This is a genomic window from Streptomyces cyaneofuscatus, assembly GCF_033109485.1.
Lineage (GTDB): Bacteria > Actinomycetota > Actinomycetes > Streptomycetales > Streptomycetaceae > Streptomyces > Streptomyces cyaneofuscatus.
In genome coordinates this window covers 6,665,742-6,685,649 of record NZ_CP137002.1, presented here as the reverse complement: position 1 = coordinate 6,685,649, position 19,908 = coordinate 6,665,742, and the positions used below count along the sequence as shown (strand labels likewise).

Annotated in this window: 20 protein-coding genes; 10 read left to right on the top strand and 10 right to left on the bottom strand. The window is 71.4% G+C overall.

The genetic code is table 11. The annotated features are described in order from the left end of the window. The first annotated feature begins 204 nt into the window (after positions 1–204). From R2B67_RS29480 to R2B67_RS29470, 3 genes are all read left to right on the top strand, one after another. Complete coding sequence (locus R2B67_RS29480) at positions 205–930, top strand: SDR family NAD(P)-dependent oxidoreductase (protein WP_317824981.1); 726 nt, start codon at positions 205–207, stop codon at positions 928–930. A gap of 80 nt (positions 931–1,010) precedes the next feature. Further along, positions 1,011–2,114, top strand: a complete 1,104-nt coding sequence (locus tag R2B67_RS29475) for an S-adenosylmethionine:tRNA ribosyltransferase-isomerase (protein WP_381075338.1) — start codon at positions 1,011–1,013, stop codon at positions 2,112–2,114. A 273-nt stretch (positions 2,115–2,387) separates the two neighbouring features. Continuing rightward, positions 2,388–3,134, top strand: a complete 747-nt coding sequence (locus R2B67_RS29470; protein WP_026241518.1) for a transglycosylase SLT domain-containing protein — start codon at positions 2,388–2,390, stop codon at positions 3,132–3,134. Between the two features lie 96 nt (positions 3,135–3,230). Here the strand turns inward: R2B67_RS29470 and R2B67_RS29465 are convergent, their stop codons facing one another. Further along, complete coding sequence (locus tag R2B67_RS29465) at positions 3,231–5,807, bottom strand: ABC transporter ATP-binding protein/permease (protein ID WP_455679980.1); 2,577 nt, start codon at positions 5,805–5,807, stop codon at positions 3,231–3,233. A gap of 250 nt (positions 5,808–6,057) precedes the next feature. Between R2B67_RS29465 and serB the strand changes: the two genes are divergently transcribed. After that, positions 6,058–7,311, top strand: a complete 1,254-nt coding sequence (gene serB, locus R2B67_RS29460; protein ID WP_317822274.1) for a phosphoserine phosphatase SerB — start codon at positions 6,058–6,060, stop codon at positions 7,309–7,311. A 122-nt stretch (positions 7,312–7,433) separates the two neighbouring features. On the opposite strand, the gene R2B67_RS29455 is transcribed toward serB, so the two are convergent. The 4 genes from R2B67_RS29455 to R2B67_RS29440 all read right to left on the bottom strand — a co-directional run bounded on the left by R2B67_RS29455 (position 7,434) and on the right by R2B67_RS29440 (position 9,912). Continuing rightward, complete coding sequence (locus R2B67_RS29455) at positions 7,434–7,952, bottom strand: SixA phosphatase family protein (protein ID WP_026241515.1); 519 nt, start codon at positions 7,950–7,952, stop codon at positions 7,434–7,436. Positions 7,953–8,056: 104 nt separating this feature from the next. Then, the gene (locus R2B67_RS29450) at positions 8,057–8,296 is read right to left on the bottom strand and encodes a hypothetical protein (RefSeq protein WP_317822273.1); all 240 of its coding nucleotides are present in this window, start codon (positions 8,294–8,296) and stop codon (positions 8,057–8,059) included. A gap of 147 nt (positions 8,297–8,443) precedes the next feature. After that, a complete protein-coding gene (locus R2B67_RS29445; protein WP_256859158.1) occupies positions 8,444–8,560 on the bottom strand; it encodes an SGM_5486 family transporter-associated protein in 117 nt (38 codons plus the stop codon). 17 nt (positions 8,561–8,577) lie between these two features. Continuing rightward, positions 8,578–9,912: a CynX/NimT family MFS transporter gene (locus R2B67_RS29440; protein WP_317822270.1), complete on the bottom strand. Its 1,335-nt coding sequence runs from the start codon at positions 9,910–9,912 to the stop codon at positions 8,578–8,580. A 135-nt stretch (positions 9,913–10,047) separates the two neighbouring features. Between R2B67_RS29440 and R2B67_RS29435 the strand changes: the two genes are divergently transcribed. Beyond that, positions 10,048–10,722: a FadR/GntR family transcriptional regulator gene (locus R2B67_RS29435; protein ID WP_018512254.1), complete on the top strand. Its 675-nt coding sequence runs from the start codon at positions 10,048–10,050 to the stop codon at positions 10,720–10,722. Between the two features lie 12 nt (positions 10,723–10,734). Here the strand turns inward: R2B67_RS29435 and R2B67_RS29430 are convergent, their stop codons facing one another. The 3 genes from R2B67_RS29430 to fabG all read right to left on the bottom strand — a co-directional run bounded on the left by R2B67_RS29430 (position 10,735) and on the right by fabG (position 12,783). Continuing rightward, positions 10,735–11,106, bottom strand: a complete 372-nt coding sequence (locus R2B67_RS29430) for a hypothetical protein (protein WP_018512253.1) — start codon at positions 11,104–11,106, stop codon at positions 10,735–10,737. A gap of 184 nt (positions 11,107–11,290) precedes the next feature. After that, the gene (gene fabI / locus R2B67_RS29425; protein WP_018512252.1) at positions 11,291–12,058 is read right to left on the bottom strand and encodes an enoyl-ACP reductase FabI; all 768 of its coding nucleotides are present in this window, start codon (positions 12,056–12,058) and stop codon (positions 11,291–11,293) included. 5 nt (positions 12,059–12,063) lie between these two features. Continuing rightward, complete coding sequence (fabG, locus tag R2B67_RS29420; protein ID WP_018512251.1) at positions 12,064–12,783, bottom strand: 3-oxoacyl-[acyl-carrier-protein] reductase; 720 nt, start codon at positions 12,781–12,783, stop codon at positions 12,064–12,066. 237 nt (positions 12,784–13,020) lie between these two features. On the opposite strand from fabG, the gene R2B67_RS29415 reads away from it, so the two are divergent. The 3 genes from R2B67_RS29415 (at position 13,021) to tyrS (ending at position 17,368) form a co-directional block, all read left to right on the top strand. Next, positions 13,021–14,544, top strand: a complete 1,524-nt coding sequence (locus R2B67_RS29415) for a TldD/PmbA family protein (RefSeq protein WP_317822268.1) — start codon at positions 13,021–13,023, stop codon at positions 14,542–14,544. A gap of 106 nt (positions 14,545–14,650) precedes the next feature. Beyond that, on the top strand, positions 14,651–16,045 hold the full coding sequence (locus R2B67_RS29410) for a metallopeptidase TldD-related protein (RefSeq protein WP_317822266.1): 1,395 nt from the start codon (positions 14,651–14,653) through the stop codon (positions 16,043–16,045). A gap of 51 nt (positions 16,046–16,096) precedes the next feature. Then, positions 16,097–17,368, top strand: a complete 1,272-nt coding sequence (tyrS, locus tag R2B67_RS29405; RefSeq protein WP_317822265.1) for a tyrosine--tRNA ligase — start codon at positions 16,097–16,099, stop codon at positions 17,366–17,368. Positions 17,369–17,447: 79 nt separating this feature from the next. Here tyrS and R2B67_RS29400 read toward each other — a convergent pair whose 3' ends face one another. Beyond that, on the bottom strand, positions 17,448–17,723 hold the full coding sequence (locus tag R2B67_RS29400; RefSeq protein WP_317822264.1) for a GlsB/YeaQ/YmgE family stress response membrane protein: 276 nt from the start codon (positions 17,721–17,723) through the stop codon (positions 17,448–17,450). A gap of 207 nt (positions 17,724–17,930) precedes the next feature. Between R2B67_RS29400 and R2B67_RS29395 the strand changes: the two genes are divergently transcribed. Together R2B67_RS29395 and R2B67_RS29390 are read left to right on the top strand one after the other, a co-directional pair. Continuing rightward, positions 17,931–18,308, top strand: coding sequence for a DUF3099 domain-containing protein (locus R2B67_RS29395; RefSeq protein ID WP_317822262.1), 378 nt, complete (start codon positions 17,931–17,933; stop codon positions 18,306–18,308). A gap of 221 nt (positions 18,309–18,529) precedes the next feature. Next, positions 18,530–18,772, top strand: a complete 243-nt coding sequence (locus R2B67_RS29390) for a hypothetical protein (RefSeq protein WP_317822260.1) — start codon at positions 18,530–18,532, stop codon at positions 18,770–18,772. 9 nt (positions 18,773–18,781) lie between these two features. Here R2B67_RS29390 and moaA read toward each other — a convergent pair whose 3' ends face one another. Next, positions 18,782–19,771 carry a GTP 3',8-cyclase MoaA gene (gene moaA / locus R2B67_RS29385; protein WP_317822258.1) on the bottom strand — a complete coding sequence of 330 codons (990 nt, stop codon included), beginning with the start codon at positions 19,769–19,771 and terminating at the stop codon, positions 18,782–18,784. Positions 19,772–19,908 lie beyond the last annotated feature (137 nt).

Here is a 19,908-nt window from a genome sequence, read left to right as displayed (position 1 = left end):
TCGGGGTCCGTGGCCGGTCGCAGGACCTAGGACCGCCCCGGTCCTAGGTCGAAGTGCCGGGTGCGGGTGCGGCTACCGGGCGAGGCGCGGGGTGATCAGGGCTTCCTACGTTGGAGTCGCCGGGGTGACCCCCGGTGGACGCCGATGTTCCGCGTCGCCGGGATCGCCCGGTGGACGCCGGTGTGGAGCGAGGAGACGGTCACGATGCCGGTTGCGTTGATCACGGGTGGTTCGAAGGGGCTGGGGCGCGCGCTGGCCGAGGCGCTGGCCCGGCAGGGGTGGGATCTGGTGCTGGACGCGCGGACCTCCGTAGTGCTGGAGGCGACGGCGAAGGAGGTGCGGGAGCGGTACGGGACGCGGGTGGCGGCCGTGCCGGGGGATGTCACGGACGCGGCGCACCGGGCGGAGCTGGTCGCGGCCGCCGGGGAGCTGGGCGGGCTCGATCTGCTGGTGAGCAACGCGAGTGTGCTGGGTGCCGAGCCGCTGGTCCGGCTGGAGGCGCAGCCGCTGGAGGGGTTGCGGCAGGCGCTGGAGACCAACGTGGTGGCCGCGCTCGGCCTCGTACAGGAGGCGCTTCCGCTGCTGCGGGCGTCGGCCGCGGGGGCGGTGGTGACGGTCAGCTCGGACGCGGCGGCGGAGCCGTACGGGACGTGGGGCGGTTACGGGGCGTCGAAGGCGGCGCTGGACCAGCTGGCGGCGGTGCTGGGCGTGGAGGAGCCGGGGCTGCGGGTGTGGGCCGTCGATCCGGGGGACATGGACACGGATCTGTACGAGGCCGCCGTGCCGGACGACGGCGGGGAGAGGCGGCCCTCACCCGCGAGCGTGGTGCCCGCGTTCCTGCGGCTGGTGCGGGAGCGGCCGGCCAGTGGGCGGTTCGCCGCTCCGGCCCTGCTGGAGGGGCCGGTGGCGGCGGACGGGGGTGCGCGGTGAGTGCGGTGGGGGCGGCGAGGCGGGACGGGGGCGGCGCCCCTTCGGCCGGGCCCGGGGCTTCGCCCCTGGAGGCGTTGCGGGTGCCCGCTGAGCTCTCGGCCCGGGTGCCGGCCGAGCAGCGGGGGGCGGGGCGGGACGACGTACGGCTGCTGGTGACCCGGGGGGCGGCCGTGTCGCACCACGCGTTCCGGGAGCTGCCGGGGCAGCTGCGGGCCGGGGACGTGCTGGTGGTGAACACGTCGGCGACGTTGCCGGCCGCGGTGAACGGGCGGGTGGGCGGCGACCGGGTCGTCGTGCACTTCTCGACGCGGGGTGAGGACGGGCGGTGGGCGGTGGAGCTGCGGGCGCCCGCCGCCTCGGGGGCCACCGTGCCGCGCCCGGGCGGGCCGGCGGGTGCGGTGGTGCGGCTGCCGGGCGGGCGGGAGCTGGTGCTGGAGGAGCCGGTGGGAGGCACCTTGTCGGGCGGGCCGGACCGGCGCCACTCCCCGGGGCCCGCGGTGGGGGCGCGGCTGTGGTGGGCGCGGGTCCCGGACCGGGTGCCGGAGCTGTTGCGGCGGTACGGGAGGCCGATCCGGTACGCGTACACGGAGCGGGATCAGCCGTTGTCCGCGTATCAGACGGTGTTCGCGGTCCCGGCGCCGGACGGGCGCGGTTCGGCGGAGATGCCGAGCGCGGCCCGGCCCTTCACGGCCGCCCTGGTGGCGGAGCTGGTGAGCCGCGGGGTGCAGTTCGCCCCGCTGTCCCTGGATACGGGGGTGGCGTCGGCGGAGGCGCACGAGCCGCCGTACCCGGAGCGGTTCGCGGTGCCGTCCGCCACGGCGTGGCTGGTGAACGCGGCGCGGGCGGCGGGCGGCCGGGTGGTGGCGGTCGGGACGACGGCGGTGCGGGCGCTGGAGTCGGCGGCGGACACGGAGGGGGTGGTGCGCCCGGTCGCGGGCTGGACGGATCTGGTGGTGACGCCGCGCCGGGGGGTGCGGGCGGTGGACGGGCTGCTGACCGGGCTGCACGAGCCGCAGGCCTCGCACCTGCTGATGCTGGAGGCGGTGGCGGGGCGCGAGGCGCTGCGCCGTGGGTACGAGGCCGCGCTGGAACGGCGCTACCTCTGGCACGAGTTCGGGGACGTCCATCTCATCTTGCCGGATGAGGAACATAACGCTCCGGATTGCTCCAGCAACGAATGGTGAGGTCGGCGCGTCGCCGGTGTGAGCCCAGGCATAGGGCGCAGGTCACTTACGAACGTCCCTAGTGGACCTAAAAGGGCGTTTTGGGTGGGCATGAGCGGGGGTTATTTCGGACTAACAGGACCCTGTTCCACTACCCGGCTTCGTACGTCACACCTTTGCCACACGATTTTGCTGCCGCTAAGAATTGCTCTCGTCCCCGACGGAGGTGCGCATCGCCGCCTCCGGTCTCGTCCTCCGTGAGGACACCTGAGCAATACGAAGAGGTAGCCCTACATGTCTGCGACTCGCATTCCCAGCCGTGTCCGTCGTCTGAACAAGGTCCAGAAGATCTCCGTGGCCGGTGTGTCGGCCCTGGCCGTCGCCTCCCTGACCTTCTCGCTCGTCCCGTCGAACGCCGAGGCCGAGGTTGCCCCGCAGGCAGCGGGCGCTGCCGCTCCCGTCGCCTTCACCGGCGGCTCCGCGCAGGCCAAGACCGTGCAGGACAGCCTTATCGAGCAGCACTCCACCGCCGAGCAGCTCGTGAAGGCCGCCGACGCCGCCAAGGCGAAGGCCGCCGCCGAGACCAAGGCGAAGGCCGCGAAGGCCAAGGCCGCGGCGGACGCGAAGGACAAGGCCGAGAAGGCAGCCAAGGCCAAGGCCGACGCGAAGAAGCGCGACGCCCAGGCCGCCAACCGCTCGACCGCGCGCAAGCCCGTCTACGCCAACAACCTGGACGGCTGGATCCGCGAGGCCATGGCGATCATGAAGAAGGAAGGCATCCCCGGCTCCTACGAGGGGATCCACCGCAACATCATCCGGGAGTCCAGCGGCAACCGCTGGGCGATCAACAACTGGGACATCAACGCCCGGAACGGCGTCCCCTCCAAGGGTCTGCTCCAGGTGATCCAGCCGACCTTCGACCGGTACCACGTCAAGGGCACCAAGAAGGACCTGTACGACCCGGTCGCCAACATCGTCGCCGCCTGCAACTACGCGGCCGACCGCTACGGCACCATGGACAACGTCGACAGCGCGTACTGAGCCCGGCTCCACCGCTGAGCCGTACACATGCCGGAGGCCGGCACCCCGCGGGGTGCCGGCCTCGGCGTCGTCCATGGACATGGACATGGATATGGACTACTTGCGCATGACCTCGGGCTCGTGGCGGCGCAGCAGCCGGGCGACGGCGAAGGCGCAGAGCAGGCCGAGCACCAGCAGCACGAAGATGTTGATCCCCCACTGGGTCGCCGTGGCCTCCCACAGCGGGTCCAGGTCGGTCGGGTTCTTCGGGTCCCACGGCGGCATCAGGTTGGCCAGGTCCAGCGTGGTGCCGGCCGCGGCCACGCCCCAGCGGGACGGCATCAGCCAGGTGAGCTGCTCCAGGCCGGGCGTCCCGTACACCTGGAAGAGGACTCCGGTGAAGACCAGCTGGACGATCGCGAACATGACCAGCAGCGGCATGGTCATCTCGGACGTCTTGACCAGCGCGGAGATCATCAGGCCGAACATCATCGAGGTGAACCCGAGGGCCACGATGGAGATGCAGATCTCGACGGCCGGAGACATGAACAGCCCCTCGGCCGGCAGCTCACGGGCGGCGAAGCAGATGCCGCAGAGGATCACGCTCTGGAAAGCGGTGATCACGCCGAGCACGATCACCTTGGACACCAGATAGGCCGAGCGGGAGAGGCCGGTGGCCCGTTCCCGTTCGTAGATGACGCGTTCCTTGATCAGTTCTCGTACGGAGCTGGCGGAACCGGCCAGGCAGATGCCGACCGCGAGGATCAGCAGGATCATTCCGGCCTTGCCGTTGAACTGGGTCGGCGGCGTGGGCGGGGCCAGTCCGAAGTCGGCCGGGATGACCGCGGCCAGCACACCGATCACCGCGGGCAGCGCCACCATCAGGCCGAGGAAGGCCTTGTCGGAGGCGATGACGGAGGTGTATCTGCGCACCAGGGTCCACAGCTGCGTCCCCCAGCTCTGCGGCTTCGGGGGGCGCATCTGCTGGGGCGGCGGCATGTGGACGGACTGCGCGGCGACGGCGTCGATGTCGGCGGCGTACATCTGGTAGTGCTGCGAACCGCGCCAGCGGCCCGCCCAGTCGTAGTCGCGGTAGTTCTCGAAGGCGGAGAAGACGTCGGCCCAGGAGCTGTAGCCGAAGAAGTTCAGCGCCTCCTCCGGCGGACCGAAGTACGCGACGGCGCCGCCGGGCGCCATCACGAGCAGCTTGTCGCAGATGGCCAGCTCGGCCACGGAGTGCGTGACGACGAGGACGGTACGGCCGTCGTCGGCGAGGCCGCGCAGCAGCTGCATGACGTCGCGGTCCATGCCCGGGTCGAGGCCGGAGGTCGGCTCGTCCAGGAAGATCAGCGACGGCTTGGTCAGCAGCTCCAGGGCGACCGAGACGCGCTTGCGCTGGCCGCCGGAGAGCGAGGTGATCTTCTTGTCCTTGTGGATGTCGAGCTTGAGCTCGGCGAGGACCTCGGTGATCCGGGCCTGGCGCTCGGCCTCCGTGGTGTCCGCGGGGAAGCGGAGCCTGGCCGCGTACTTGAGGGCCTTGGTGACGGTCAGTTCCTTGTGCAGGATGTCGTCCTGCGGGACCAGACCGATGCGCTGGCGCAGCTCGGCGAACTGCTTGTACAGGTTCCGGTTGTCGTAGAGGACGTCGCCCTCGTCGGCGGGCCGGTAGCCGGTGAGCGCCTTGAGCAGGGTGGACTTTCCGGAGCCCGAGGGGCCGATGACCGCGATCAGCGACTTCTCGGGGACGCCGAAGGAGACGTCCTTGAGGATCTGCTTCCCGCCGTCGACCGTCACCGTGAGGTGGCGGGCGGAGAAGGAGACCTGGCCGGTGTCGACGAACTCTTCCAGCCGGTCGCCGACCAGGCGGAACGTCGAGTGGCCGACGCCGACGATGTCGTTCGGGCCGATGAGCGCCGAGCCGGACTTCTGGAGCGGCAGACCGTTGACGTACGTGCCGTTGTGCGAGCCGAGGTCGCGGATCTCGAACCGGCCGTCGGGCGTCGCGTGGAACTCGGCGTGGTTACGGGAGACCTGGAGGTCGGAGACGACCAGCTCGTTCTCCAGGGCACGGCCGATGCGCATGACGCGGCCGAGCGCCAGCTGGTGGAACGTGGTCGGGCTGCGGTCGCCGTAGCCGTGCGGAGCAACCGGACCGCCGCCGTGGGCCGGTCCGCCGCCCTGGGCCGGGGCGGCCGGCTGGGCCGGGCCCTGCTGGTGCGGAACCTGCTGGTACGGGGCCTGCTGCTGGGGCTCCGGTGCCTGCTGCTGCCACGCCTGCTGGGGCGGGGCCTGGTGCTGGGCGGGTGCCTGCTGTCCGGGCCAGGCGCCGCCCGCCTGCGCGTGCTGCTGCGGCTGGTGTGCGGGGGCCTGGTGGGCTGCGGCGGCCGGCTGACCGCCGTGGGCGCCGGCGGTGAGATCCAGCCGCGGGCCGTCGGTCGCGTTGCCCAGGCGTACGGCGGAGCCGGGCCCGATCTCCGCCCGCTGGATCCGCTGCCCCTGCACATACGTGCCGTTGGTGGAGCCGTGGTCCTCGATGAACCAACTCCCGCCGCCCCAGCTGATCGTGGCGTGCCGCCACGAGACTCTGGCGTCGTCGATCGTCAGGTCCCCCTGCGGGTCACGCCCCAGGGTGTACGGCCTGGACGGATCGAGCGTCCAGGTGCTGCCATTCAATTCCAGTACGAGTTCCGGCACTCCGCGCCCCACTTGTTGTCCCCCGAGTTTCCCCCGTCGCAGGGAGTCTAGGGATGCTGAACATCGTGGGGAACTATTCCAGGAGCAGTCCCTTATCCGAAAGTCGGGCCGGAGAAGACGGGCCCCGAAGCGGAGAAGCTGTGTGATCCCGTAGCAAAGGGGACAGCCGGCGGGAAGCCCCCGCGTCCTCCGTCCGGCACTCGGGACGGGCAGCCGGGCGCGGCCCCGGGACCGATACGGTGGGAACACCATGAGCGCATCTCAGCCACCTCAGCCTCCCCCCTCCCCCGAGCCTTCCGTGACCTCCGTGGACGGCACGCCCACCCTCCTCGTCAAGATCTTCGGCAAGGACCGCCCCGGCATCACGGCCGGGCTCTTCGACACCCTCGCCGCGTACTCCGTCGACGTGGTGGACATCGAGCAGGTCGTCACCCGGGGCCGCATCGTGCTCTGCGCCCTGGTCACCTCGCCCACCGCGGGCGGCACGACCGAGGGCGACCTGCGGGCGACCGTGCACAGCTGGGCCGAGTCCCTGAAGTTGCAGGCCGAGATCATCTCGGGCACGGGTGACAACCGGCCCCGTGGTTACGGCCGTTCCCATGTGACCGTGCTGGGGCACCCGCTCACCGCGGAGTCGACCGCCGCCATAGCGGCCACGATCACCTCGACCGGCGGGAACATCGACCGCATCTTCCGGCTGGCGAAGTACCCGGTCACCGCCGTGGAGTTCGCGGTGTCGGGGACGGAGACCGCGGAGCTGCGGACCGCGCTGGCGACCGAGGCCGCCGAAATCGGCGTGGACGTCGCGGTGGTCTCGGCCGGGCTGAGCCGGCGGGCGCAGCGGCTGGTCGTGATGGACGTGGACTCCACGCTCATCCAGGACGAGGTGATCGAGCTCTTCGCGGCCCATGCGGGCTGTGAGGACAAGGTCGCCGAGGTCACCGAGCAGGCGATGCGCGGCGAGCTGGACTTCGAGCAGTCGCTGCACGCCCGGGTCGCGCTGCTGGCGGGGCTGGACGCCTCGGTGGTGGACAAGGTGCGCACCGAGGTGCGGCTCACGCCCGGGGCCCGGACCCTGATCCGTACGCTGAAGCGCCTCGGGTACCAGGTGGGCGTCGTCTCGGGCGGGTTCACCCAGGTCACGGACGATCTGAAGGAACGGCTCGGCCTCGATTTCGCCTCCGCCAACACCCTGGAGGTGGTGGACGGCAAGTTCACCGGGCGGGTCGTCGGCGATGTGGTGGACCGGGCCGGGAAGGCCCGGCTGCTGCGGAGCTTCGCCGAGCAAGCGGGGGTGCCGCTGGCGCAGACGGTGGCCATCGGCGACGGGGCCAACGACCTCGACATGCTGAACACGGCGGGGCTCGGGGTCGCCTTCAACGCCAAGCCCGTGGTCCGCGAGGCGGCGCACACCGCGGTGAACGTGCCGTTCCTGGACACCGTGCTCTATCTGCTCGGGATCACCCGGGAAGAGGTCGAGGCGGCGGACGGCCTGGTCGACTGACGGTTCCGGCGGCGTACGGAGTCGACCGACGGCTTCCGGCAGCGTACGGAAAAGGGCCCCGGCACGGGATGCGTGCCGGGGCCCTGCGCGTTCACATGTTCAGCCGTGCTGGGCAGGGGCGCTCAGTCGTTGGGCGTCCAGTACTCGGTGAGCCTGCCCGCCCCGTGCTCCACGCTCTTCCAGGAGCCGGGGAACTCCACCACGGCGTAGGACGCCGTCGGGAAGCCGTCCCGCGTCATCCGGGCCAGGGTGTCGCCCTCGGCCGAGCCGGAGAGGGCGTCGGCGGCTCCGTGCATACCCGGGTTGTGGCCGATGACCAGGAGGTTGCGGACATCGTCCGGGGTCTCGTTGAAGAGGGCGATCAGTTCGCCGAGGGAGGCCTCGTACAGCCTCTCCTCATAGACGGTCCGGGGGCGCTGGGCGAATTCGTGGACCGCCAGCTTCCAGGTCTCCCGGGTCCTGACGGCGCTGGAGCACAGGGCCAGATCGAAGTCGATACCGGAGTCGGCGAGCCTGCGGCCGGCCACGGGCGCGTCCTTGCGGCCGCGCTCGGCCAGGGGGCGCTCATGATCGGAGGACTGCGACCATTCCGCCTTGGCATGCCTGAGAAGGACGATCCTGCGAGGTGTCTCGACGCTCATACACCTCAGCTTCGCATGAAACGCGGCCTCTGGCGCAGGGTGTTGACGGGCTCATCCGGAAGGTTGACACGCCGGTCCGGGAAGGTTTCGCCGTAACGCGTGGATCAAGGGGCGAGCAGGTGGAGCGTGCGCTCGATCAGCTGTCCGAGTGCGGGGTCGGCGGTGGCCGCCTGGGCCTGCCCCGGGCTCATGATCATGAGCAGCAGAGCGGCGAAGGCGACGGCCGGGAGCGCCACGGCCCACCACGGCAGCCGTATCTCCACCCGGTCGGCGGCGGGCCGGGACGAAGTCGACCGGGTGGGGGCGGCCGGTACGTGGGAGCTGGGGTGCGCAGGGACCGGCATGTCCGCCTCCGTAGGTATTCGGTTCGTTACCGAAGAACCTACGGAACGGACCGGGCCGGTCCCATCCGGTGATCCACCCACTTCACCCTGACCCTGGCCCCCTAGGGGACAGGGGGCCAGCCCCACCATGGGCGGGGCGGCCGGGCGTCAGGGGGAGGCGATCGAGGCGATCACACCGATGACCACCGTGACGAGAAGCATCGCCCCGAAGACGAGGAGGAGCTTCTTCTGACCGTTCTTGGGCTGAGGATCGAGCACTGGCATGGAGCCAGTCTCGCATCTCAGCACTCGTCCTCGATGGTCCGGTCCCGCCCCGCCAGCACCCCGGCCACCATCTGCGGGATCATCAGCCCCGCCATCAGGGCGATCGGCAGCCCCCAGCCGCCGCTGTGCTGGTAGAGCACGCCGACGAGCAGCGGGCCCGGGATCGAGAGGAGATAGCCGGTGGACTGGGCGAAGGCGGAGAGCCGGACCACGCCCGCCCCGGTCCGCGACCGCATGCCGATCATGGTGAGGGCGAGCGGGAAGGCGCAGTTGGCCACCCCGAGCAGCACCGCCCAGACCCACGCGCCGGCAGCCGGGGCCAGGTAGAGGCCGCCGTAACCGATCAGGCCGCACAGGCCGAGGACGACGACGATGGGGCCCTGCTGCTTGAGCCGGCCGGCGACCCGGGGGATGACGAAGGCGAGCGGCACGCCCATCGCCATGGTGACCGCGAGCAGGACGCCCGCCGTACCGGCCGAGACCCCGGCGTCGCGGAAGATCTGCGGCATCCAGCCCATGGTGATGTACGCGGCCGTCGCCTGGAGCCCGAAGAAGCAGGCGAGGCCCCAGGCGGTCCGGCTGCGGGTGATCCGGAGCGCCGGGGCGTCGGCGGGACGGGAGGCCTGCCCGGACGCGGACCGGTCCGGCGCGGGGGTTCCGGGCGCCGGGGTCCGGTCCCGTACGAGGACGATCCAGGGCAGCACCGCGAGAGCCGCGAGCACCGCCCAGACGGCCAGCCCGGACTGCCAGCTCCCGCCCATCGCGCTCGTCAGTGGCACGGTGACGGCGGCGGCCAGCGCGGTGCCCAGGGCCAGGGCCATGGAGTAGAGGCCGGTCATGGTGCCGACGCGGTCGGGGAACCAGCGCTTGACGATCACCGGCATCAGGATGTTGCTGACGGCGATGCCCATCAGGGCCAGGGCGCTGGCGGCCAGGAACCCGGCGGTGGAGCCGATGTACGGGCGGATCACCAGGCCCGCCGCGATGGCGGCCATGCCCGCGCAGACGACGGCGCCCGCCCCGAAGCGGCGGGCCAGGCGGGGGGCCATGACCCCGAAGACCGCGAAGCAGAGCGGCGGTACGGAGGTGAGCACGCCCGCCACGCTGCCGCTCATGTGCAGCCCGTCGCGGACCTCTTCGAGGAGGGCGCCGAGGCTGGTGATGGCGGGGCGGAGGTTGAGGGCGGCCAGGACGAGCCCGACGGCGATCAGGCGCAGCAGCCAGGGGGCGGGGGCCTCGGCGGCTCCGGGGAGCCGCGGGGCCGGGGGGCCGGCGGGGGTGCGCGCGGCGCCGCCGCGGTTCAGGGTCTCCCTGCGGTTCAGGGTCGGGGTCGGGGTCTCGTCGTCCGGCATGAGGCCATCATAGAATCATGGGATGATTGGTTGTCCAATCGCGCGGAACCGACCGAATCCCCCGGATACCCCGGTCCCCCGGGCCTCCCTGAGAGAATCCGGCCCGGACCTGACAGCTCACGAGCAAGGAGCACCATGGCGCTGACGTCTCCCCGGCGTTCGGCACTCTCCGACCAGGTGATCGCGGAGTTGCGGAACCAGATCACGTCGGGCGAGTGGCCGGTCGGTTCGCGGATCCCGACCGAGCCGGAGCTGGTCGAGCAGCTCGGCGTGGCCCGTAACACCGTGCGCGAGGCGGTGCGGGCGCTCGCGCACAACGGGCTGCTGGACATCCGGCAGGGCTCGGGCACCTATGTGATCGCCACGAGCGAGCTGGCCGGGGTGATGCACCGCCGCTTCGCCGCCGCCGACCCGCGCCATGTCGCGGAGCTGCGCTCCACGCTGGAGTCGTCGGCCGCCCGGCTCGCCGCCGTACGGCGCACCGAGCGCGATCTGCGGCAGCTCGACACCCTGATGGCGCGGCGGGAGGAGGCGTGGGCCTCGGGGGACGCGGAGGCGTTCGTCGCGGCGGACGCGACCCTGCACCTGGCGGTGGTCGCCGCCTCGCACAACGACGTCCTCACCGAGCTCTACGCGGACCTCGGTGATCTGCTGCGCGACTACCTACGGGACGACGTGGGCCCCGAGCTGCGCCCGGAGAACCATATGGATCACGCGCGACTGGTCGAGGCGATCCGGGCCGGGGACGCGGAGACGGCGGCGGCCGAGGCGGCGAGCCACGCGCTGAACTGCCTGGCGGACCGGGTGTGACCCCGGCCCCCCTCAGAGCGGCGCCGGACGGTGGCTGACCCAGGCGGTCGCGATCTCCTTCCAGCAGCGGTCCTCCAGCCGCACGGTCCGCCCCGGCGCCACCGCGACCGCCGCGCCGTCCGCGTCGACGTCCCACCAGCGGGCGCACTCGGTGTGGAGCTGGACCAGGTCGGTGGAGGGGTAGGGGTTGTGGCAGTACGCGACGACCCGGGAGCCCTCGACCGTCGTACGGCACTCGGAGCCGGCCGGTTCGGGGGTCGGGGGCTCGGCAGCCGTACCGGAGTCGGCTCCACGAGCGACGTGGACCCCCAGGGGTACGGCGAGTGCGGCGACGGCCGCCGACGCGGCCAGCAGGAGACGGGTGCGGCGACGCGTGGGGCGCACGGCGATCTCCCTCCCGCAGCCTGACAGAAGTCCGGTTCCTCCACATTCTGCGGTGGACCGGCCGACTTTTCGACCGGAGCGGCGGCGGGGAGTCACGGACGGCGACGGCCCCCGGCCGCGTACCGCCTCGAAGAACGACGAGGAGGTACGCGGCCGGGGGCCGTCCTGCGGGGATGGAGGCCGGTCAGGCGCCCATCATGTGCACGCCGCTGTCGACGTGGATGATCTCGCCCGTGGTGCGGGGGAAGAAGTCGGAGAGCAGCGCCACGACGCCGCGGCCGGCCGGCTCCGGGTCGGACATGTCCCAGGCGAGCGGGGCGCGGGTGTTCCAGACGTCGGCCAGCTCCGAGAAGCCCGGGATGGACTTGGCGGCCATGGAACCGATCGGTCCGGCGGAGATCAGGTTGCAGCGCAGCCCGTCCTTGCCCAGGTCACGGGCGAGGTAACGGGAGGTGGCCTCCAGCGCGGCCTTGGCCGGGCCCATCCAGTCGTACTGCGGCCAGGCGTACTGGGCGTCGAAGGTGAGACCGACGATCGAGCCGCCCTCGCTCATCAGCGGCTTGCACGCCATGGCCAGCGACTTCAGGGAGAACGCCGAGACGTGCATCGCGGTGGCGACGGACTCGAACGGGGTGTTGAGGAAGTTGCCGCCGAGCGCGTCCTGCGGCGCGAAGCCGATGGAGTGGACGACGCCGTCCAGCGAGCCGAGCTCCTCGCGGACCAGGCCCTCCAGCCGGTCCAGGTGCTCCTGGTTGGTGACGTCCAGCTCGATGACCTTGGCGGGCTTCGGCAGCTTCTTGGCGATGCGCTCGGTCAGGGTGGGGCGGGGGAAGGCCGTGAGGATGACCTCGGCACCCTGCTCCTGGGCCACCTTCGCGGCGTGGAACGCGATGGACGACTCCATCAGCACCCCGGTGATGAGGATGCGCTTGCCGTCGAGAATTCCGCTCATGGTGATCAGTGACCCATGCCCAATCCGCCGTCAACGGGGATGACGGCTCCAGTGATGTACGACGCGTCGTCGGAGGCGAGGAAGCGCACGGCGGCGGCGATCTCCTCGGGCCGCGCGTAGCGGCCCAGCGGCACCTGGGACACGATGCCCTTGCGCTGCTCCTCGGTGAGCACCTGGGTCATGTCGGTGTCGACAAAACCGGGGGCGACGACGTTGAAAGTGATGTTCCGCGAGCCGAGTTCCCGGGCCAGCGACCGGGCGAACCCGACCAGTCCGGCCTTGGAGGCGGCGTAGTTGGCCTGGCCCGCCGAGCCGAGGAGGCCGACGACGGAGGAGATCAGGACGACGCGGCCCTTCTTGGCGCGCAGCATGCCGCGGTTGGCGCGCTTGACGACCCGGAAGGTGCCGGTGAGGTTGGTGTCGACGACGGAGGTGAAGTCCTCCTCGGACATCCGCATCAGCAACTGGTCCTTGGTGATACCGGCGTTGGCGACCAGCACCTCCACGGGACCGTGCTTCTCCTCGATCTCCTTGTAGGCCTGCTCCACCTGCTCGGCGTCGGTGATGTCGCAGCGGACCGCGAGGACACCGGCCTCGGTGAGGGACTGAGGAGGCTCGCCCGAGCGGTAGGTGATCGCTACCTGGTCGCCGTTGTCGGCGAAGGCGCGGGCGATGGCGAGGCCGATGCCCCGGTTTCCTCCGGTGACGAGAACCGAGCGGCTCAACGGATCACCCTTTCCTTGGCGGTGTGGTGCGTACCCTCTGGCGGTCGAGTACGTCGAAAACCTATCGGTACCGTCCGCCGATCGAGGAATCGGGCCCTGACAGTGGCTTGTCCGGGGTGCTGTGGGGTTCCTACAGTTCGCACGATTGCGTGCCGGGCACACATGTCCGCGATATCCCCGGCTGTCCCCGCCTTCCGCATGGTTCACTGCCGTCGTGTATCGAGAAGGGAATTCCCTGTGCCCCACGAGGTAGATCAGTCATTCCTGGCCCTGCCGCTGCGCGCGCTGGCCGACGCGGCGCTCGCGCGGGCGCGCGCGCTCGGCGCCACGCACGCCGACTTCCGTCTTGAGCGGGTGCGCAGCGCCTCCTGGCGATTGCGGGACGCGCGGCCGGCCGGGGCTTCGGACAGTACGGACCTCGGGTACGCGGTGCGGGTGGTGCACGGCGGGGCCTGGGGGTTCGCCTCGGGCGTCGACCTGACGATGGACGCGGCGGCGAAGGTGGCCTCGCAGGCCGTCGCCATGGCCAAGCTGTCCGCGAAGGTGATCGCGGCGGCGGGTTCCGACGAGCGGGTTGAGCTGGCGGACGAGCCGGTGCACGGCGAGCGGACCTGGGTCTCGGCGTACGACGTCGACCCCTTCTCCGTACCGGACGAGGAGAAGGCGGCGCTGCTCGCCGAGTGGAGCGGGCGGCTGCTGGGCGCGGACGGCGTTGCGCATGTGGACGCGTCCCTGATGACCGTCCATGAGAACAAGTTCTACGCGGACACGGCCGGGACCGTCACCACCCAGCAGCGGGTGCGTATCCAGCCGCAGTTCACGGCCGTGGCGGTGGACTCCACGACCGGTGAGTTCGACTCCATGCGGACCATCGCCCCGCCCGCCGGGCGCGGCTGGGAGTACCTGACCGGCACCGGCTGGGACTGGGACGCCGAGCTGGAGCAGATCCCCGGGCTGCTGGCGGAGAAGATGCGGGCGCCGAGCGTCGAGGCGGGGACGTACGACCTGGTCGTCGATCCGTCGAACCTCTGGCTGACCATCCATGAGTCGATCGGCCACGCCACCGAGCTGGACCGGGCGCTCGGTTACGAGGCGGCGTACGCGGGCACGTCGTTCGCCACCTTCGACCAGCTGGGCAAGCTGGCGTACGGCTCCCCCGTCATGAACGTGACCGGTGACCGCACCGCCGAGCACGGCCTCGCGACCATCGGGTACGACGACGAGGGCGTCGAGGCGCAGTCCTGGGACCTGGTCAAGGACGGCACGCTCGTCGGCTACCAGTTGGACCGCCGGATCGCGAAGCTCACGGGTCTGGGCCGGTCCAACGGGTGCGCGTACGCGGACTCGCCGGGCCATGTCCCCGTCCAGCGCATGGCGAACGTGTCGCTCAAGCCGGATCCGGGCGGGCTGTCCACGGAGGACCTGATCGGCGGGGTCGAGCGCGGGATCTACGTGGTCGGTGACCGGTCCTGGTCGATCGACATGCAGCGCTACAACTTCCAGTTCACCGGGCAGCGGTTCTTCCGCATCGAGAACGGCAAGCTCGCCGGGCAGCTGCGCGATGTGGCGTACCAGGCGACGACCACGGACTTCTGGGGCTCGATGGAGAAGGTCGGCGGCCCGCAGACGTACGTCCTCGGCGGCGCGTTCAACTGCGGCAAGGCCCAGCCGGGCCAGGTCGCGGCGGTCTCCCACGGCTGCCCCTCCGCCCTCTTCCGGGGCGTCAACATCCTCAACACGACGCAGGAGGCCGGACGATGAGCGGCGACCACGGAATCGGCTGGGGGTCCGGCCCGCGGCGCAGCCGCAATCGGACGCAGTGTCCCCCGGGCAGGCACAGTCTCAACACGACGCAGGAGGCCGGACGATGAGCCGCGTCAGCAAGCCGTACGAGATCGTCGAGCGGGCCCTGGAGCTGTCCACCACGGACGGTCTGGTGGTCATCGCCGACGAGCACTCCTCCGCCAACCTGCGCTGGGCCGGCAACGCGCTCACCACCAACGGGGTGACCCGGGGTCGGACCCTCACCGTCATCGCGACCGTCGACGGGGCGGAGGGCACGGCGTCCGGCGTCGTCTCCCGGTCCGCCGTGACCGCCGACGACCTGGAGCCGCTGGTACGGGCCGCCGAGGCCGCCGCCCGGGGCGCCGGTCCGGCAGAGGACGCGCAGCCCCTGGTCAGCGGGGTGCCCTCGTCCCCCGACTTCACGGACGCGCCCGCCGAGACCGGCTCGGAGGTCTTCGCGGACTTCGCCCCGGCCCTCGGTGACGCCTTTGCCCAGGCCCGCTCCGGCGGGCGCCAGCTGTACGGGTTCGCGAACCACGAGCTGACCTCCACCTACCTCGGTACGTCGACGGGGCTGCGGCTCCGCCACGACCAGCCGACCGGGACGCTGGAGCTGAACGCCAAGTCCCCGGACCGGACCCGTTCCGCGTGGGCGGGCCGGTCGACGCGGGACTTCAAGGACGTCGACCCGGCGGCGATGGACGCGGAGCTGGCGCAGCGGCTGGGCTGGGCGGAGCGGCGCATCGACCTGCCCGCCGGGCGGTACGAGACGCTGCTGCCGCCGACCGCCGTCGCGGACCTGCTGATCTACCAGCTCTGGTCGTCCGCCGCGCGGGACGCCGTGGAGGGCCGGACGGTCTTCTCCCAGCCGGGCGGCGGAACCCGGCTCGGCGAGACGCTGGCCCCGCTCCCGCTGACCCTGCGCAGCGACCCGCACGCGCCGGGGCTGGAGTCGGCGCCGTTCGTGATCGCCCACTCCTCCGGCGACAGCGCCTCCGTCTTCGACAACGGGCTGCCGCTGGCCCCGACGGACTGGATCCGGGACGGGAAGCTGGAGCGCCTGACGACGACCCGGCACTCGGCGGCCCTCACCGGGCTGCCGGTCGCCCCGGCCATCGACAACCTGGTGCTGGACGGGGGCGGCGAGCGGTCGCTGGAGGAGATGGTGGCCGCGACGACCGGCCGGGCGCTCCTGCTGACCTGCCTCTGGTACATCAGGGAGGTGGACCCGGCGACGCTGCTGCTGACCGGGCTGACCCGGGACGGCGTCTATCTGGTCGAGGACGGCCAGGTGGTCGGCGAGGTGAACAACTTCCGGTTCAACGAGTCGCCGGTGGACCTGCTGTCGCGGGCGTCGGAGGCGGGCCGTACGGAAAAGACGCTGCCGCGCGAGTGGGGCGACTGGTTCACCCGGGCCGCGATGCCCGCGCTGCGCATCCCGGACTTCAACATGAGCTCGGTCAGCCAGGGGGTGTGACCCGCCTAGACTGACACCCAGATCTCTACCTTCGTTAGGAGCACCGGAACCGTGACGGACATCGTCGACGAGCTGAAGTGGCGCGGGCTGTTCGCCCAGTCCACTGACGAGGACGCACTGCGCAAGGCTCTCGCGGACGGTCCCGTCACCTTCTATTGCGGCTTCGACCCGACCGCGGCGAGCCTGCACGTGGGCCACCTCGTGCAGGTCCTCACCGTGCGCCGGCTCCAGCTGGCGGGGCACCGCCCGCTCGCCCTGGTCGGCGGTGCCACCGGTCAGATCGGTGACCCGCGCCCGACCGCCGAGCGCACGCTGAACGACCCGGAGACCATCGCGGCCTGGGTGCAGCGGCTGCGGGAGCAGATCGAGCCCTTCCTCACCTTCGAGGGCCCGAACGCGGCGACGATGGTCAACAACCTGGACTGGACCGCGGGGATGTCCGCGATCGAGTTCCTGCGGGACATCGGCAAGCACTTCCGGGTCAACAAGATGCTCACCAAGGACTCGGTCGCCCGCCGGCTGGAGTCGCAGGAGGGCATCAGCTACACGGAGTTCAGCTACCAGCTGCTCCAGGGGATGGACTTCCTGGAGCTGTACCGCCGCTACGGCTGCGTCCTCCAGCAGGGCGGCAGCGACCAGTGGGGCAACCTCACCGCGGGCATCGACCTGATCCACCGGCTGGAGCCGGGTGCCACCGTGCACGCGCTGGCGACCCCGCTGATGGTGAAGGCGGACGGGACCAAGTTCGGCAAGTCCGAGAGCGGTGCCGTCTGGCTGGACCCGGAGATGACCACGCCGTACGCGTTCTACCAGTTCTGGCTGAACGTGGACGACCGGGACATCTCGCGCTACATGCGCATCCTCAGCTTCAAGAGCCGGGCCGAGCTGGAGGAGCTGGAGCAGCTGACCGAGGAGCGGCCGCAGGCGCGTTCCGCGCAGCGGGCGCTGGCCGAGGAGCTGACCACGCTGGTGCACGGCGGGGCGCAGTGCGCGGCGGTCATCGCGGCGTCGAAGGCGCTGTTCGGGCAGGGTGATCTGGCCGAGCTGGACGAGGCGACGCTGGGCGCGGCCCTCTCCGAGGTGCCGCACGCCCGGGTCTCCGAGCTGGCTCCGCTGGTGGACCTCCTGGTGGAGGTCGGCCTCGCACCGAGCAAGTCGGGTGCCCGGCGCACGGTCAAGGAGGGCGGCGCCTACGTGAACAACGTGAAGGTCGCCGACGGCGAGGTCGCGCCGGACGCCGGGGAGCTGCTGCACGGGCGCTGGCTGGTGCTGCGCCGGGGCAAGAAGAACCTGGCGGCGGTGGAGGTCGTCCCCGCCGGCTGACGTACGTCGCAACAGCGCCGCGGCCGGACACGCTTTTCCTCGCGTGTCCGGCCGCGGCGCTGTGCTGTGCTATGCGCGGTCAGGTTCTGCGCCTGTTGCCGCGGATGGACTGCCAGGCCATGTCGCCGACGGCGACCACCGCCACGGCACCGGCCAGCTGGAGCAGATGGCGGATCCAGTCGATGCCCTTGGTGTCCTCGACGCCGATCCAGCCGGCCACGGCATTACCGAGGATGGAGCCGAGAATACCGAAGATGATCGTCAGCCAAATCGGAATGTCCTGCTTGCCCGGCAGGATCGCCCGTGCGATCACACCGAGCACCAGGCCCACGATGATTGCCCACAACCAGCTCATTTCGCCTCCTCGTGCGGCGCGGAGTGCGCGTCCGCCCAGTCTTGGGCGGCCGTCGGCGGGCCGCACGCCGGGCGGGGCCGTAAGGGTGGGCCGGCCGGCCGGGGACAGCGGGGGCGCGCCCCGGTCTTCGGTACCCCGGGTGCTCGGCGTACCGTGGATGCGGCCCGGTCCCGGAGCGTCCGGCACAGAGATCTGGTGGTGGAACACATGCTGCGGAAGAGCGACGAGGTGGAGGTCTTCCGGATCACGGAGGCCCGTCAGGGGCTGGCCGACGATGTGCGGGGCAGGCAGCGGCGCTATGTGATCTCGATGTCCGTGCGGACGGTGTCGGTGGTGCTGGCCGCGGTGCTGTGGAACGTGGAGCGGCATGTCGCGATCGTGGCGCTCGCCCTGGGGGTGCTGTTGCCGTACGTGGCGGTGGTCATCGCCAACGCGGGCCGGGAGAACGCCCCTTCGCTGCCGTCGGCCTATCTCACCGCCCCCGCCCGCCCCGCCCTGGAGGCCACTCCGGCCGCCGGCCGGGCCGAGTCCGCGGGTCCTGACGGGCGGGCCGGGTGGGTGCCCCCGTCACAGGAGCACAACTGAGCCCGGGCGTACCGCGAAGCTCAGGAAAAGCTCAGATCAATCATGACGTTCCGGTGCACCGCACCCCGGTGCCCGTGACATACTTCAGAGGCGCTCCGCATCCCCCGTCGGAGCGATGGACCGACGCCGGGCAGCTCCCCCCGTGGCTGCCCGGCGTCGCCGTTTCTCCGGCCGGGGATGCGTCGTTCGGTGCGCGGAGCGCCTGACTTAGGCTGGGTGCCGTGATCTTCCCCGAGACATCCGCCGAGAGCGCCGCCGGTGCCCCGATCTGTTCCGCCAAGGGCTGCCGGGCGGACGCGGTCTGGGTGCTCGCCTGGAACAACCCCAAGCTGCACACGCCCGAGCGGCGCAAGACCTGGCTGGCCTGTGACGAGCACCGGGAACACCTGTCGCAGTTCCTGGGCGTACGAGGCTTCCTCAAGGATGTCGTGGCGCTCGCCGACTGGGAGTCCGACGGCTCCTAGCAGGGTGAGTCAGCCGCCGATCGCCGACATCGGGCGGTCCGGCTGGAGGAACGACGGGTCGTCCAGTCCGGAGCCCGCCTTCTTGCCCCACATGGCGACCTTCCAGAGCTGGGCGATCTCCGCGTCCGGCGCGTCCGAGCGCAGCGCGGAGCGCAGGTCGGTCTCCTCGCGGGCGAAGAGGCAGGTGCGGATCTGCCCGTCGGCGGTGAGCCGGGTGCGGTCGCAGGCGCGGCAGAACGGGCGGGTGACCGAGGCGATCACGCCGACGCGGTGGGGGCCGCCGTCGACGGTCCAGCGCTCGGCGGGGGCGGAGCCGCGGGCTTCGTCGTCCTCGGCGGTGAGGGTGAAGCGGGTGCGCAGCGAGGCGAGGATGTCACCGGCGGTGATCATGCCGTCGCGCTTCCAGCCGTGCTGGGCGTCGAGCGGCATCTGCTCGATGAAGCGGAGCTCGTAATCGTTGGCGACGGCCCAGGCCAGCAGCTCGGGGGCCTCGTCGTCGTTGAGTCCCGGCATCAGGACGGAGTTGACCTTCACCGGGGTGAGGCCGGCCTCGCGGGCGGCTTCGAGGCCTTCCAGGACGTCCTTGTGGCGGTCCCGGCGGGTGAGGGTCTTGAAGACGTCGGGGCGCAGGGTGTCCAGGGAGACGTTGACCCGGTCGAGGCCCGCGGCCTTGAGGGCGGCGGCGGTCCGCTTGAGGCCGATGCCGTTGGTCGTGAGGGACATGCGGGGGCGCGGGGTGAGCGCGGCGCACTGCTCGACGATGGAGACGAGGCCGGGGCGGAGCAGGGGCTCCCCGCCGGTGAAGCGGACCTCGGTGATGCCGAGGCCGGTGACCGCGATGCGGATCAGGCGCACGATCTCGTCGTCCGAGAGCAGCTCGCTCTTGCCGAGCCACTGCAGGCCCTCTTCCGGCATGCAGTAGGTGCACCGCAGATTGCACTTGTCGGTCAGTGACACGCGCAGGTCGGTGGCGACCCTGTCATAGGTGTCGATGAGCACGGTGGCTCTCCTCCCCCGGTGGTGTCGGTTCGGTCGATCTCTTCCGAGCCTACGTGAGACCGCTGACATCGCAGGGGCCCGTTTGCCACGAGGTGCGGCCGGGCCGCGTCGTAGGACTCTACGACGCGGCCCGGACC